The 14,150-nt window shown below is 43.2% G+C and carries 15 protein-coding genes; 12 read left to right on the top strand and 3 right to left on the bottom strand.

Features of this window, described 5'->3' with window-relative positions; translation table 11 throughout:
- Positions 1-9 precede the first annotated feature (9 nt).
- From gltB to C727_RS0114710, 3 genes are all read right to left on the bottom strand, one after another.
- The gene (gene gltB, locus C727_RS0114720; protein WP_017446412.1) at positions 10-4,476 is read right to left on the bottom strand and encodes a glutamate synthase large subunit; all 4,467 of its coding nucleotides are present in this window, start codon (positions 4,474-4,476) and stop codon (positions 10-12) included.
- Between the two features lie 338 nt (positions 4,477-4,814).
- Positions 4,815-5,744, bottom strand: a complete 930-nt coding sequence (gene folE2 / locus C727_RS0114715; RefSeq protein ID WP_017446411.1) for a GTP cyclohydrolase FolE2 — start codon at positions 5,742-5,744, stop codon at positions 4,815-4,817.
- 251 nt (positions 5,745-5,995) lie between these two features.
- The gene (locus C727_RS0114710) at positions 5,996-8,230 is read right to left on the bottom strand and encodes a GspE/PulE family protein (protein ID WP_017446410.1); all 2,235 of its coding nucleotides are present in this window, start codon (positions 8,228-8,230) and stop codon (positions 5,996-5,998) included.
- A 417-nt stretch (positions 8,231-8,647) separates the two neighbouring features.
- On the opposite strand from C727_RS0114710, the gene rpsJ reads away from it, so the two are divergent.
- The 12 genes from rpsJ to rplN all read left to right on the top strand — a co-directional run bounded on the left by rpsJ (position 8,648) and on the right by rplN (position 14,143).
- Entirely contained in the window at positions 8,648-8,959 is a 312-nt protein-coding gene (gene rpsJ / locus C727_RS0114705) for a 30S ribosomal protein S10 (protein ID WP_017446409.1), read from the top strand.
- Positions 8,960-8,990: 31 nt separating this feature from the next.
- Positions 8,991-9,629 (top strand): 50S ribosomal protein L3, encoded by a 639-nt coding sequence (gene rplC / locus C727_RS0114700; protein ID WP_017446408.1) that lies wholly within the window; start codon positions 8,991-8,993, stop codon positions 9,627-9,629.
- A gap of 18 nt (positions 9,630-9,647) precedes the next feature.
- A complete protein-coding gene (rplD, locus tag C727_RS0114695; RefSeq protein ID WP_017446407.1) occupies positions 9,648-10,253 on the top strand; it encodes a 50S ribosomal protein L4 in 606 nt (201 codons plus the stop codon).
- Complete coding sequence (gene rplW, locus C727_RS0114690) at positions 10,250-10,555, top strand: 50S ribosomal protein L23 (protein WP_017446406.1); 306 nt, start codon at positions 10,250-10,252, stop codon at positions 10,553-10,555. The genes rplD and rplW overlap by 4 nt, the downstream gene beginning before the upstream one ends.
- 16 nt (positions 10,556-10,571) lie before the next feature.
- A complete protein-coding gene (rplB, locus tag C727_RS0114685; RefSeq protein WP_017446405.1) occupies positions 10,572-11,396 on the top strand; it encodes a 50S ribosomal protein L2 in 825 nt (274 codons plus the stop codon).
- A 16-nt stretch (positions 11,397-11,412) separates the two neighbouring features.
- Positions 11,413-11,691, top strand: a complete 279-nt coding sequence (rpsS, locus tag C727_RS0114680) for a 30S ribosomal protein S19 (protein ID WP_016955071.1) — start codon at positions 11,413-11,415, stop codon at positions 11,689-11,691.
- 10 nt (positions 11,692-11,701) lie between these two features.
- Positions 11,702-12,046: a 50S ribosomal protein L22 gene (rplV, locus tag C727_RS0114675; RefSeq protein ID WP_017446404.1), complete on the top strand. Its 345-nt coding sequence runs from the start codon at positions 11,702-11,704 to the stop codon at positions 12,044-12,046.
- Positions 12,046-12,762: a 30S ribosomal protein S3 gene (rpsC, locus tag C727_RS0114670; protein WP_017446403.1), complete on the top strand. Its 717-nt coding sequence runs from the start codon at positions 12,046-12,048 to the stop codon at positions 12,760-12,762. Before rplV ends, rpsC begins: the two co-directional genes overlap by 1 nt.
- Positions 12,762-13,175, top strand: coding sequence for a 50S ribosomal protein L16 (gene rplP, locus C727_RS0114665; RefSeq protein ID WP_017446402.1), 414 nt, complete (start codon positions 12,762-12,764; stop codon positions 13,173-13,175). The genes rpsC and rplP overlap by 1 nt, the downstream gene beginning before the upstream one ends.
- The gene (gene rpmC, locus C727_RS0114660; protein WP_017446401.1) at positions 13,175-13,366 is read left to right on the top strand and encodes a 50S ribosomal protein L29; all 192 of its coding nucleotides are present in this window, start codon (positions 13,175-13,177) and stop codon (positions 13,364-13,366) included. The genes rplP and rpmC overlap by 1 nt, the downstream gene beginning before the upstream one ends.
- The gene (rpsQ, locus tag C727_RS0114655) at positions 13,366-13,617 is read left to right on the top strand and encodes a 30S ribosomal protein S17 (protein WP_017446400.1); all 252 of its coding nucleotides are present in this window, start codon (positions 13,366-13,368) and stop codon (positions 13,615-13,617) included. The genes rpmC and rpsQ overlap by 1 nt, the downstream gene beginning before the upstream one ends.
- 157 nt (positions 13,618-13,774) lie before the next feature.
- On the top strand, positions 13,775-14,143 hold the full coding sequence (gene rplN / locus C727_RS0114650; protein WP_017446399.1) for a 50S ribosomal protein L14: 369 nt from the start codon (positions 13,775-13,777) through the stop codon (positions 14,141-14,143).
- Positions 14,144-14,150 lie beyond the last annotated feature (7 nt).

Below are 14,150 nucleotides of genomic sequence, written 5' to 3'. Positions count from 1 at the left end.
CTTGTCTCCTTACTTAGTCTCAACTCTCAGCTCATCAGACGAACGGCTGATGTGACCAAGTAAGTTATTTACGTCATTCGCTTTTGGCTTAACCAGCTTAAACTTAGCTAAATATGCGTTGAAGTTGCTCAGGATATCCTGCGCGCGTTCACTGCCGGTTTCTTCAAAGTGTTGGTTAACTAAGCCACGTAAGTGCTCAACTAAGATTGATTTTTCTGCAAAATCAACACATTCAACCAGCTCTTTGTTTAACTTACCTTGCAAGCTATCATCTTCATCTAACAAGTAAGCAAAACCACCTGTCATACCCGCACCAAAGTTAACCCCGACAGAGCCTAAAATTACCATGATGCCGCCTGTCATATATTCACAGCCGTTATCCCCTGTGCCTTCAACAACGGCGGTGACACCTGAGTTACGAACGCCAAAACGTTCACCTGCTCGGCCCGCGGCAAATAATTTACCGCCTGTTGCACCGTATAAACAAGTATTTCCTATAATAGAGCTCTCGTGTGATTTATAGCTAACGCCTTTAGGTGGACGGACAACAACTTTACCGCCAGCCATACCTTTACCGACATAGTCGTTGGCGTCGCCAGTTAATATCAGGTTTAAACCACCTGCATTAAAGACACCAAAACTTTGGCCAATGGTACCTGTTAAGTTCACAGTGATAGGCTGCGCATGCATGCCATTGTTACCATGATTTTTAGCAATTTCACCACTTAATAAAGCACCAACAGACCGATCAGTGTTGCGTACTGAATATCGGTAAACGCCACCAGTTTTGTTAATAACGGCTTGTTTTGCGTCCTGTAACATTTGTTTATTCAGGTCGCCGTTATCAAATGGCGGGTTACGTGATTCGGTACAATAACGGGCTGTTTTTTCACCTGGCTCATTGTTGTATAAAACACCTGATAAGTCTAATTTCTGTTGCTTAACAGTTTCGCCTTCAATTAACTCTAATAAGTCAGTGCGACCCACTAAATCATTGAATTTTTTAATACCTAACGAAGCCATGATTTGACGAACTTCTTCTGCAACAAAACGGAAGTAGTTCTCGGCCATTTCAGGTAAGCCGTTAAAGTGCTCAGCACGGAGCTTTTCGTCCTGTGTTGCAACCCCAGTGGCACAGTTATTCAGGTGGCAAATACGTAAATATTTACAGCCTAATACAACCATAGGGCCAGTACCAAAACCAAAACTCTCAGCACCCAAAATAGCGGCTTTAACCACGTCTAAACCTGTTTTTAAACCACCGTCTGTTTGCAGCCTTACTTTATGTCGTAAGTTGTTTTCAATCAGAGCTTGCTGAGTTTCGGCAACCCCTAATTCCCACGGAGAACCCGCATACTTAACCGAAGTTAATGGGCTGGCTGCAGTACCACCGTCATAACCAGATACAGTAATTAAATCAGCATAGGCTTTAGCAACACCTGTTGCTATGGTCCCTACGCCAGGTTCAGATACTAATTTAACAGAGATAAGCGCGTCTGGATTGACCTGCTTTAAATCAAAAATTAGCTGCGCTAAATCTTCAATTGAATAAATATCATGATGCGGAGGTGGTGAAATCAAAGTCACCCCGGGCACAGAGAAACGCAAAGTTGCAATATACGGGTTAACTTTATCGCCGGGTAGCTGACCACCTTCACCCGGCTTAGCACCTTGAGCAACTTTGATCTGAATGATTTTAGCGTTAACTAAATAGTGAGGTGTTACCCCAAAGCGGCCAGAAGCCACCTGTTTAATATTTGAGTTACGCTCGGTGCCAAATCGTTTTGGATCTTCACCACCTTCACCAGAGTTAGAGTTACCCCCTAAGCGGTTCATCGCAATGGCTAAGGCTTCGTGAGCTTCTGGGCTTAGAGCACCAATAGACATAGCTGCTGTATCAAAACGAGGGAACAGATTTTCGGCTGCTTCTACTTCGCTGATATCAATGGCATCACCCGCTTTAATTTTAAATAAGTCACGGATACAGGCCACTGGGCGTTTATTGACTAAGTCTGCAAACACCTGATAATCTTTGTAATCGCCAGATTTCACCGCTTTTTGTAACGTGGTAACTACGTCTGGGTTATACGTATGGTATTCTTCCCCGTGAACATACTTTAACAAACCACCATGGGTGAGCTTTTTACGCGGTAACCAAGCAATGCGTTCTAAGTTTATGATGTCTTGCTGGAAGTCTTCAAAACCCGAACCTTGCAAACGACTGCTGATACCACGGAAACACATCTGCATCACTTCATCGTTGATACCAATGGCTTCAAATAATTGAGACCAACGGTAACTGGCAATAGTAGAGATACCCATTTTTGACATAATTTTAAACAGCCCTTTGCCAATCCCTTTACGATAGTTAGCTACCGCAGTTAAAGGATCTTTTTTCAGGCTGTTGTTATCAACCAGTTGCTCAATCGTTTCATATGCTAGGTATGGATATACAGCCGTTGCACCTAAACCAATTAACACGGCAAAGTGGTGTGGATCTCGTGCTGAAGCTGTTTCAATCACTAGGTTAGAGTCACAACGTAGTTCATTGTCTAATAAGGCTTGTTGTACTGCACCAACCGCCATAGCAGCTGGAATTGGTAGCTTGCCTTTTTCGATATTACGATCAGATAAAATAGTGATCACACAGTTACGTTCTTTAACCGCAGTCACCACATCTGCACATAAACTAAGCAGGGCCTCTTTTAAGCTTTTTTGCTGAGGGTCATAGTTAATATCAAACGTTTCAGATGCATAATGTTTGTTATCTAGCGCTTTTAACTGCACTAAATCTGTATACATAAGCACAGGCGAGTCAAACAATACGCGGTTAGCGTGACCTGTTGTTTCACAGAAAATATTTTGCTCACGGCCAATACAGGTTTGTAAACTCATTACATGATTTTCACGCAATGGATCGATTGGCGGGTTAGTGACCTGCGCAAACATCTGGCGGAAATAATCATACAGCGTACGGTTTTTTCGTGACAGCACAGCCATTGGGGTATCATCACCCATAGACCCGACTGCTTCTTGGCCGTTTAATGACAATACTTTAATCACTTGGTCGATTTCTTCATAGCTATAATTAAATAACTTATGATAAACGGCCAACTTGTCGTCATCCATTTCACGTTTACCAGTTAAACCTGGGTCGCATTGATCAAATGGCGTTAAATGGCGAATATGCTCATCCAACCACTTGCGATAAGGATGGCGATCTTTCAAATCTTGGTCGATTTCACTACTGCGCCACAATTGACCTGTTTTAGTATCAACTGCCAACATTTGGCCAGGACCTACACGGCCTTTTTCAATCACTTCATCCGGTGAATATTCCCAGATACCGACTTCTGAAGCCAATGTGATAAAGCGGTTGGTTGTGATCACGTAACGCGCAGGACGTAAACCGTTTCTGTCGAGATTACAAGCAACATGGCGGCCGTTGGTTAACACGATACCTGCAGGACCATCCCAAGGCTCCATGTGCATCGAGTTAAACTCGTAAAAAGCTTTCAACTCTTCAGACATGCTTGGGTCGTTTTGCCAAGCGGGTGGCACTAACACACGCATTGCACGGAATAGGTCCTGACCACCAGCTAATAAAACTTCCAACATATTATCTAATGAAGAAGAATCAGAACCTTCAGTGTTTACAAACGGAGCAGCATCTTTCATGTCTGGCAAAATCGGCGACGCAAATTTGTTTTTACGAGCCGCGGCCCATAAACGGTTTGCTTTAATGGTGTTGATTTCACCATTGTGCGCTAAAAAGCGGAACGGTTGTGCCAGTTTCCAACGAGGTAAGGTATTAGTTGAAAATCTTTGGTGGAATACACAAATAGCAGATTGCATTCGCAGATCTGCAAGATCTTCATAAAACGCAGGCAAGTCAGCCGGCATAACCAAACCTTTATAAACTGTTACTAAACCCGATAAGGTTGCAACATAAAAGTCGTCATCGTCTTTGATACGTTTTTCGATACGGCGACGGGCAATGTACAGACGGCGTTCTAAATCGACGTCTTTCCAGCCGCTTGGCGCATTACAAAATACTTGTTCGAATTGAGGTAATTGAGATGCCGCAATTTCACCTAGAGTTTCATTGTTTGTTGGCATCACACGCCAGCCTACAATGGTTAAGGTTTCACGTTCTAGCTCTTCTTCGATTACCTGACGGGCATGTGCGGCTTTTTCAGCATCTTGGCTCAAAAAGATAGTACCAACACCATAGTTGGCAGCCAGCTTCCAGTTATTTTCTTCGGCGATCGCCCTAAAGAAAGTATCTGGTTTTTGCATTAATAAACCGCAACCATCACCTGTTTTACCGTCGGCAGCAATACCACCACGGTGTTTCATTCGATCTAACGCACCAATCGCTGTGCGAACCAATTTGTGGCTCGCTTCACCATCCATATGCGCGATAAGGCCAAATCCACAGTTATCTTTTGCTTGGCTAGCGTCATATAGTTTCATTAAAACCTCCGAGGCCCACGGTCTTTCCGCTGACTATACTCAGTGCAAATAGCACTGAAAGTTTTGCGCTTAACCATGTATTTTCATTCAGTTATATATTCGACAGAACCTAATACAATAACTATTTATTGTAAAAAGATCAATCTGAGAGCGGCATGCTCTCGCCTAGGCAGCACAGCGAGTGTGCTGCGTATGTTCGCTAATTTGCAGTAAATTCCTGCTAAATGTTGCTATCTTCAGTTAAATGTACGCTTGAATGTGCGCCTTCTTATTTTAAAATTAAAACAATATTTATTGAACTTGAGTGAATAAACATTCACTCAAAGTGTATATTTATCTTACCAAGATTGATAGCCGTTCGCGATGCCTTTGCTGGCAACACTGACGGCATCATGTGCATGGAGAGATTCATAGTGGTTCACTCTAAGCCAAAAGTCGGTAAAATCTGGCACTGCATCTAACGCGTGTTTTAAACGACGTCCTGCATCTTCGCAGAACATTAGGTTTTGCCCGTTTAAGCGGGCAAATTCTTGCTCGTCTTCTCGTTTAACCGCAGCTTGGACCGGGGTTTGCAAAGCGTTTTCAATCAGGTCCACTAAATCAGCAATTGGAAACTCGGTTAATTGCCGAGCAAGTTTAACTTTTATTTGTGCTGAACTACGTTGGCTGTGAGGCGTCGCTACTATACCTTCAGTGGTTCCCAACCACTGATGCACGGCGGTCGCATCAACTTGGTCTGCTTGCATAAACTTGCTTTCAAACGCTTGTTGGATGAGTTGCCTAGCAAGTGCTGCTGAACAAGGACAAGTTGAAGAATAGGGGATTTCTAACTTCATTTCTACATCTAATGATCCGTCTTTGTAAATAGCAGCTAAAGAGACAGGGTAAGCTTTCCACCCTTGCTTGCCGCTAATTAAAGACTTTCGTCGCATGTGGTAATCAAAATCGAATTTTACAAATGCCTGATCACTTAAATCTTCATGGCTAGCCAAAAAATCAGTCAGCAATTGCTCTAAGCTGACTTTAGATAAACTGCCTTCAGTCGACAACTTGTCTAATAACAAGTACAAGCGTGACATATGAATACCTTTTGCTTCCGGCTTAATCAGGTTCACAAAAGCTTCAACCCGTGCACTGACAACACGCTCAGGTTGACCCTTGCTTTCGACTAAAACAGGGACCTCAATTTCACTCATGCCAACCCAATCTAATACACCCTCATGCTGGGCAGCGGATTGGTTGGCGACATCTGGCATAGAAGCTGGCATTCATACTCCAAGTTGATAATTGTAAAGGCTGATTAAAAAAAGGGCGCACTTTATACCACAAAAATGACTTTTTGGCTGCGGAAATTTTTGTTGTAGAGCGTGCTAAAGGCCGTGGTTGACCTATAACGCTATTTTATCACTGATTTACGACAGCAAAAACTTGTCGCTTGTATGGATATTCAATTAGAACAAAATAATTTAAAAATCCTTTCATTCTTTGTCTAATTAGTTTTAACTGCAAAGCGTGCATTTTAGCTCTGTTCGTCTGATGACGTGATCTGTTGCAACTGCGCAAAATCAGTGTCGCCTTTTAATACCTTCAATACACCATCTTGCGATAAGGTGCGCATACCATCTGTCAGACATTGTAGTTTTAACTCGGCAATAGGTGCATTTTTATAAATCAAGCTGCGCAGTGTGGGGGTCATTTTCAGCAGTTCATGAATACCTGTACGACCTTTATAGCCAGTGTGAGAGCAAACATCACAGCCAACGGCTTTGTATAAAGTGGTAGTGTCATCTAAATTGAGTTCCGCCAGATAGCGCTCACCATATTGTCGTTTAATGAAGTCGACCTCAATAGAAGAAGCTTGATAGGGCTGTTTGCATTTTTTGCACAAAGTTCGAATAAGTCGCTGAGCAAGAATGCCCAAGCAGGCATCTGAAAAATTTACTGGGTCCAAACCTAAATCTAATAATCGAGTAATGGTTTCGGGGGCAGAGTTAGTATGCAGTGTTGATAATACTAAATGACCAGTTAATGAGGCTTCAACCCCTGCATGAGCGGTTTCACGATCACGCATCTCACCAATTAAAATAATGTCGGGATCGGCGCGTAAAAAAGCGCGTAATGCCGTTTTAAAATCAAAACCGATTTTGTTATTCATTTGGACTTGTTGCAGACCTGGTTGCGTGATTTCAACAGGGTCTTCAGCCGTCCAAATTTTTTTATCGGGCGTATTTAGTTGCCCTAGTACTGCATGTAAAGTGGTTGTTTTTCCGGAACCCGTTGGTCCAACTACTAATAAGATGCCATGTGGTTTTTCAATAAGTTTGAGTAGAGTCGTGTGGTTGTTTGGAGATAAATTCAAGGCATCAAACGGCATAGCGCCACCTGAAGCTAAAATACGCATCACGACACCTTCTCCAAACACGGTTGGGATCGTTGCTACCCTGACTTCAACAATATTGCGTCCTAAACGGGTCGCAAATTTGCCATCTTGTGGGAGGCGTTTTTCGGCGATATCTAATTTAGCGATAATTTTTATCCGTGCGATAGTAGCATTATGATGCGAGGCGGGAATTTCAATAATATCTTGGCAGACACCGTCGATGCGCATTCTAACTTTTGTAGGTGCTGAGCCTTTCCCAGGATCAATATGAATATCAGAAGCATCCAATGCTTTGCCGTCAGCTAAAATTCGATTCACTAAACGTACGACAGTGGGTGCATCTTCGGTAAGGTGTTCTTCCTCGTCACGTTCAAATTCAAGTGAATCTTCGCTAATCTCGTTAACGATTTCTCCAAGTTGACCACCACTATCTGAGTTTTCGGGGCTTTCTCCTAATAAAGTTAAAATATCGTCGGGCAATGCGACACATAACTCATAGGTTGATAATCCAGTTGCGTTTTCTATCTCTAACAATAAGGTTGCGTTGGCTGGTTCGGCCATCACAACTATCGGACTCATCTCAGGGTTAGCTAAGATAATGATATGGTGCTTTTTTTTGTAAGAGTCATTCAATTGCTGATTAAGCGGATGAGGTTTTAGCGGCGTATTTGCCGTAATATGGCGTACTTGGTAATAGAGTTCAAGCGACTTACCTATGTCTTCTGGTGCTAGGTGAGCATCTTCGATTAGACGCCTAATGAGATCGACATAACTTTTGCATTGCTCTTCGTATTTATCAAGTTGAGGCTCGGTAATTAAGCGCCGGTGAACGAGATATTCAAAAGGTGTATTAGTGCCACCTAAATCGTAGCGGAATTTATGGGCAAGAAAGGTGGCAAGTTCAACCGCTTTTGCTTCATCTTCGTCGGTAAAACTCGGCGCATTTTGGCGGTTAATTAGTTGAATAACCCCTAATATTAGGTCATTGAATATAATAGGGACGACCAACATGTTGTTGGTGATAAAGTTGCTCTGACGGTCAAAACGAGCTGCAAATTTTAGTTTTGGATGGATAGCGCTTAATGCTTCAGCATCGTAAGGATCTTCGATACGTACGCTGTTCTGACTGAAAGCCACGTAACCCGCGACCGACTGCGGTCCTATTGGAACACGGATTTCTTTTATTTCTTGACCTGATTTATAGCGAGAAATGATTTCATGGCTATTTTTTTGTCGTTGATAAATGGTCAGCCGTTCACAATCAAATAATTCGAGGATCTCGGGTTCTAACTTAGGGAGTAGTTCACTAAAATGAGTCGACTGATGGATTTGATGAGCGAGCTTAGTTAGGGTTTCGTAAAAGTCTGAACTCATATTTAGTACACTCTATGTTAACTAACTGAAAATAATAATTGCTCACCTCCCTTGAAACGTTATTGGCAAAATATGCCCCTGACACACCATCTTAAAATTAAACTTAGGTGAAAAACCAGTACTTAGCGACAGATTGAATAAAATTCGATCGTTTTTGGCAATTAAACTTGCATCTGAGCTTTAACTGCGTATAATTCGCGCTCACCGTTATAAGGTAAGGCTAAACGCCTGCACTTATTAAAACAACGGGCACCCTGGTCATCCAATTTAGCAACTTGTTAGATGGATATGTCAGAGTGTAGAAACAACGAACCCGATAGGGGTTCAATATGACATCGAACTCTCCCTCACCCCGGAATAGGTGTGTGCTGGGCGGAGTTTATTTATTTTCGTTCTTTATATACTGGAGCTTGGTCAATGCCAAATCAAAGAATACGCATTCGATTAAAAGCATTTGATCATCGTCTGATTGACCAATCAACGATGGAAATTGTTGAAACAGCAAAACGAACCGGTGCTCAGGTACGTGGTCCGATCCCTTTGCCAACTCGCAAAGAGAAATTCACTGTTTTGATCTCACCTCACGTTAACAAAGATGCTCGTGATCAGTACGAGTTACGTACTCACAAGCGTATGCTTGACATTGTAGAGCCAACTGACAAAACAGTTGACGCATTGATGAGATTAGATTTGGCTGCAGGCGTTGATGTTCAAATCAGCCTTGGCTAATAAGCAATTTGAAAGTTAAGAGGTTTTAAACATGGCTATTGGTTTAGTCGGACGTAAAGTAGGTATGACCCGTATCTTCACTGAAGACGGTGCTTCATTACCTGTTACTGTCATCGAAGTTGAAGCCAACCGTGTCACTCAGGTTAAAACTGTCGATACAGACGGTTACCGTGCACTTCAGGTTACTACAGGCGCGAAGAAAGCAAGTCGCGTAAACAAACCACAAGCAGGTCACTTTGCAAAAGCAAATGTTGAAGCTGGTCGTGGCCTGTGGGAATTCCGTTTAACAGACGGCGAAGGCGAGGGCATCGAAGTTGGTTCAGAGATCAAAGTAGATATTTTCTCTGAAGTTAAAAAAGTAGACGTTACCGGTACTTCTAAAGGTAAAGGTTACGCAGGTACTATTAAGCGTTGGAATTTCAGCCGTCAGGGTGAAACTCACGGTAACTCTATCTCGCACCGTGCGCCGGGTTCTATTGGTCAAAACCAATCACCTGGTAAAGTCTTCAAAGGTAAAAAAATGAGCGGCCATATGGGTGCTGAGCGTGTTACCACGCAAAACCTTGAAGTAGTACGTGTAGACGTAGAGCGCAACTTATTATTGGTTAAAGGTGCTGTCCCAGGCGCAACCAATGGTAATGTTATCGTTAAACCAGCGGTTAAGGCTTAAGTCTAGAGGAGACAGATGATGGAATTAACATTGAAAGACGCATCTGGCGCGCTTGAAGTTTCTGAAGCGACCTTTGGACGTGAGTTTAACGAAGCTTTGGTACACCAAGTTGTTGTTGCATATGCAGCGGCAGCGCGTCAAGGTTCGCGTAAGCAAAAAACTCGTGCGGAAGTTAAAGGCAGCACTAAAAAGCCTTTCCGTCAAAAGGGTACTGGCCGTGCACGTGCAGGTACAGTAAAAAGCCCAATCTGGCGTTCTGGTGGCGTGACATTTGCTGCTCGTCCACAGGATCACAGCCAGAAAGTTAACAAAAAAATGTATCGCGGTGCAATCCGTAGCATTTTATCTGAATTAGTTCGTCAAGAGCGTTTAATCGTTGTTGAGCAATTTGCTGTTGAGTCGCCTAAGACTAAAGAGTTAGTTGCAAAATTAAATGAATTAGAGCTGAAAGACGTGTTAATCGTCGCAGACGAAGTTGATGAGAACCTGTTCTTAGCAGCTCGCAACCTGGTTAAAGTAGATGTCCGTGACACCAACGGTATCGACCCAGTTAGCTTGATTGCTTTTGAAAAAGTATTAATCACAGCTGCCGCGGTTAAGAAGCTTGAGGAGGCGTTAGCATGATCAGTCAAGAACGTTGTCTAAAAGTTATTTTAGGTCCGCATATTTCTGAAAAAGCGACTGTAACTGCTGAAACTCAAAATACTATCGTATTTAAAGTAGTTAAAGACGCAACTAAAGCAGAAGTAAAAGCTGCGGTTGAAGCTTTATTTGATGATGTCAAAGTAGAAAGCGTCCGCACTGTCAACGTTAAAGGTAAAACTAAGCGTTTTGGCGCGCGTTTCGGTCGTCGTAGCGACTGGAAAAAAGCGTATGTCACATTGGCCGAAGGCAGTGAATTAGACTTCATTGGCGGCGCTGAGTAACAGGAGGATATGATAAATGGCTATAGTTAAGTGTAAGCCTACATCTCCGGGTCGTCGCCATGTAGTTAAAGTGGTTAACCCAGAGCTGCACAAAGGTGCACCATACGCTCCTTTGCTAGAAAAAAATTCAAAGTCAGGTGGTCGTAACAACCAAGGTCGAATTACGATTCGTCATGTTGGTGGTGGTCACAAGAGTCATTACCGTGTAATTGACTTTAAACGTAACAAAGATGGTATCCCAGCTAAAGTAGAGCGTTTGGAATATGATCCAAACCGTAGTGCTAACATTGCATTAGTACTTTATGCAGACGGTGAGCGTCGTTACATTCTGGCTCCAAAAGGTATTAGCGCAGGCGCAGAAATCGCTTCAGGTGTAGATGCACCTATCAAAGCGGGTAATACATTGCCAATGCGTAATATCCCAGTAGGTACTACAGTACACGCAGTTGAACTTAAGCCGGGCAAAGGTGCACAAATTGCACGCTCTGCGGGTGCTTATGCTCAAATCGTTGCACGTGAAGGTACTTATGTAACCATTCGTTTACGTTCAGGTGAAATGCGTAAAGTATTAGCTGACTGCCGTGCAACTATCGGCGAAGTAGGTAATGCTGAACATATGTTACGTCAATTGGGTAAAGCTGGTGCTACGCGCTGGCGTGGTGTGCGACCTACCGTTCGTGGTGTTGCAATGAACCCAGTTGATCACCCACACGGTGGTGGTGAAGGTCGTACTTCGGGCGGTCGTCATCCAGTATCACCTTGGGGTACACCTACTAAAGGTTACAAAACTCGTAAAAACAAGCGTACTGATAAATACATCGTACGTCGTCGTACTAAATAATTTGTGAGGAAACACCATGCCACGTTCTCTCAAGAAAGGTCCATTTATTGACCTACACTTGTTGAAGAAGGTTGAAACAGCGGTGGAAAGCGGGAATAAAAAGCCGATTAAAACCTGGTCTCGTCGTTCAATGATCATCCCTGATATGATTGGATTGACCATCGCTGTCCATAATGGCCGTCAACACGTTCCAGTATTTGTTACTGATGAAATGATCGGTCACAAATTGGGTGAATTTGCACCAACTCGTACTTATCGCGGCCATGCTGCCGATAAAAAAGCGAAGAAGAAGTAAGGGGTAAGTTATGCAAGTTTTAGCTAAACACAAATTTGCCCGCCTTTCTCCACAGAAAGGTCGTTTGGTAGCAGACCAAGTGCGCGGATTACCAGTTGATAAAGCATTAGACATTTTATCTTTCAGCTCTAAAAAAGGTGCTGACTTGGTGAAAAAAGTTCTGATGTCTGCAATTGCAAACGCGGAACACAATGAAGGTGCAGATATCGATGAATTATCGGTAGCAAAAATCTTTGTTGATGAAGGTCCGGTCATGAAACGCATTCGACCTCGCGCGAAAGGGCGTGCAGATCGCATCATTAAGCGTACCAGCCATATCACTGTGGTGGTATCAGATAGCCAGGAGAATAAGTAATGGGTCAGAAAGTAAATCCTACCGGTATTCGCCTTGGTATCACTAAGCCATGGAGTGCTACTTGGTACGCCGGTTCTCAAGATTTTGCAGACACCTTAAAAAGCGATTTTCAGGTACGTAAATACCTGACCGAAGAACTGAAAAAAGCTTCAGTTTCTCGCATCGTGATCGAGCGTCCTGCAAAAAGTATCCGTGTGACTATTCACACTGCCCGTCCGGGTATTGTGATTGGTAAAAAAGGTGAAGATGTTGAAAAGCTGCGTTTAAAAATCGCACAAATGGCAGGCGTTCCTGCGCAAATCAACATCAGCGAAGTTCGCAAGCCTGAGTTGGATGCACAATTAGTTGCTGAAGGCATTGCCAGTCAGTTAGAGCGTCGTGTTATGTTCCGTCGTGCGATGAAGCGCGCTGTACAAAACGCAATGCGTCTAGGTGCTAAAGGTATCAAAGTTGAAGTCAGTGGCCGTTTAGGCGGTGCAGAGATCGCTCGTGCAGAGTGGTATCGTGAAGGTCGTGTACCTCTGCATACTTTACGTGCAGACATCGACTACTCTACTGCGGAAGCTGCAACAACTTACGGTATCATAGGTGTTAAAGTTTGGATCTTTAAAGGTGAAGTATTAGGTGGTTTACCACTGACTAACCAAGTTGAAGAACCAAAGAAAAACGACCGTAAGCCAAAAGGTAAAAGTCGTAAGCCGCAAGGAGATCGTTAATGTTACAGCCAAAAAGAACCAAGTTTCGCAAGCAGTTTAAGTTGCGTAACCGCGGTGTTGCTAACAGCGGTAATAAAGTAAGCTTCGGTAGCTTTGGCTTAAAAGCAACTGAGCGTGGTCGTATGACTGCGCGTCAGATTGAAGCTGCACGTCGTGCCATGACTCGTCACGTTAAGCGTCAAGGTAAAATTTGGATCCGTGTTTTCCCGGATAAACCAATTACCAAAAAGCCGCTTGAAGTTCGTATGGGTAAAGGTAAAGGTAGCGTTGAATACTGGGTTTGCCAAATCCAGCCAGGTCGTGTTTTATACGAAATGGACGGTGTACCAGAGCCATTAGCGCGAGAAGCTTTTGCATTGGCAGCTGCAAAGTTACCATTTAAAACAACCTTTGTAACTCGGACGGTGATGTAATGAACGCGAACGAATTAAAAGACAAATCAGTTGAAGAATTGAAAGCTGAGTTGCTTGAACTTTTACGTGAGCAATTTAATTTGCGCATGCAAAAAAATACAGGCCAACTTTCGCAAACTCATTTGCTGAAGCAAGTTCGTCGTAATATTGCACGTGTAAAAACTGTGTTAAATAGCAAGGCAGGTGCGTAATGAGCGAAACTAAAGTACGTACGCTTCAAGGGCGTGTTATCAGCGACAAAATGGATAAGTCTATTGTTGTAGCGATTGAGCGTTTTGTAAAACACCCAATCTACGGTAAATTTATCCGTCGCACCACTAAGATCCACGCGCACGATGAGTCAAATTCTTGCAGCATGGGTGATTTAGTGACTATTCGCGAATGTCGACCTTTGTCTAAGAAAAAATCTTGGACTTTGGTTGAAGTTGTCGAAAAAGCTTAATTCATTCAATAAGCTGTAAAATAAATTGAAATGATCGAGCCTTTTTTGGGTTCGATCATTTTTTTATCTATGAAAATAGATTAGTTGTGGTATAATGCCGCGCCCTTAAGGGCAGCCAGACCTTTATTAGGTATTTATTAGTAAAGCGGAGCACGAAATGATCCAAATGCAAACAATGCTAGACGTCGCTGATAACAGCGGGGCTCGTAGCGTTCAATGTATCAAGGTTCTGGGTGGTTCGCACCGCCGTTATGCAGGTATAGGCGACATCATTAAAATTACTGTTAAGGAAGCAAATCCTCGCGGTAAGGTTAAAAAAGGTGACGTTTACAATGCGGTGGTCGTTCGCACCAGAAAAGGCGTTCGTCGCCAAGACGGTTCTTTGATCCGTTTCGACGGCAATGCTGCCGTTCTATTGAACACTCAGCATGCGCCAATCGGTACTCGTATCTTTGGTCCAGTAACGCGTGAACTTAGAACAGAAAAGTTCATGAAAATCGTTTCTCTGGCGCCAGAAGTTTTATAAGGAGCTT

The organism is Gayadomonas joobiniege G7 (assembly GCF_000300815.1).
Taxonomy (GTDB): Bacteria; Pseudomonadota; Gammaproteobacteria; order Enterobacterales; family Alteromonadaceae; genus Catenovulum; species Catenovulum joobiniege.
This window is presented reverse-complemented; position numbering and strand designations above follow the sequence as displayed.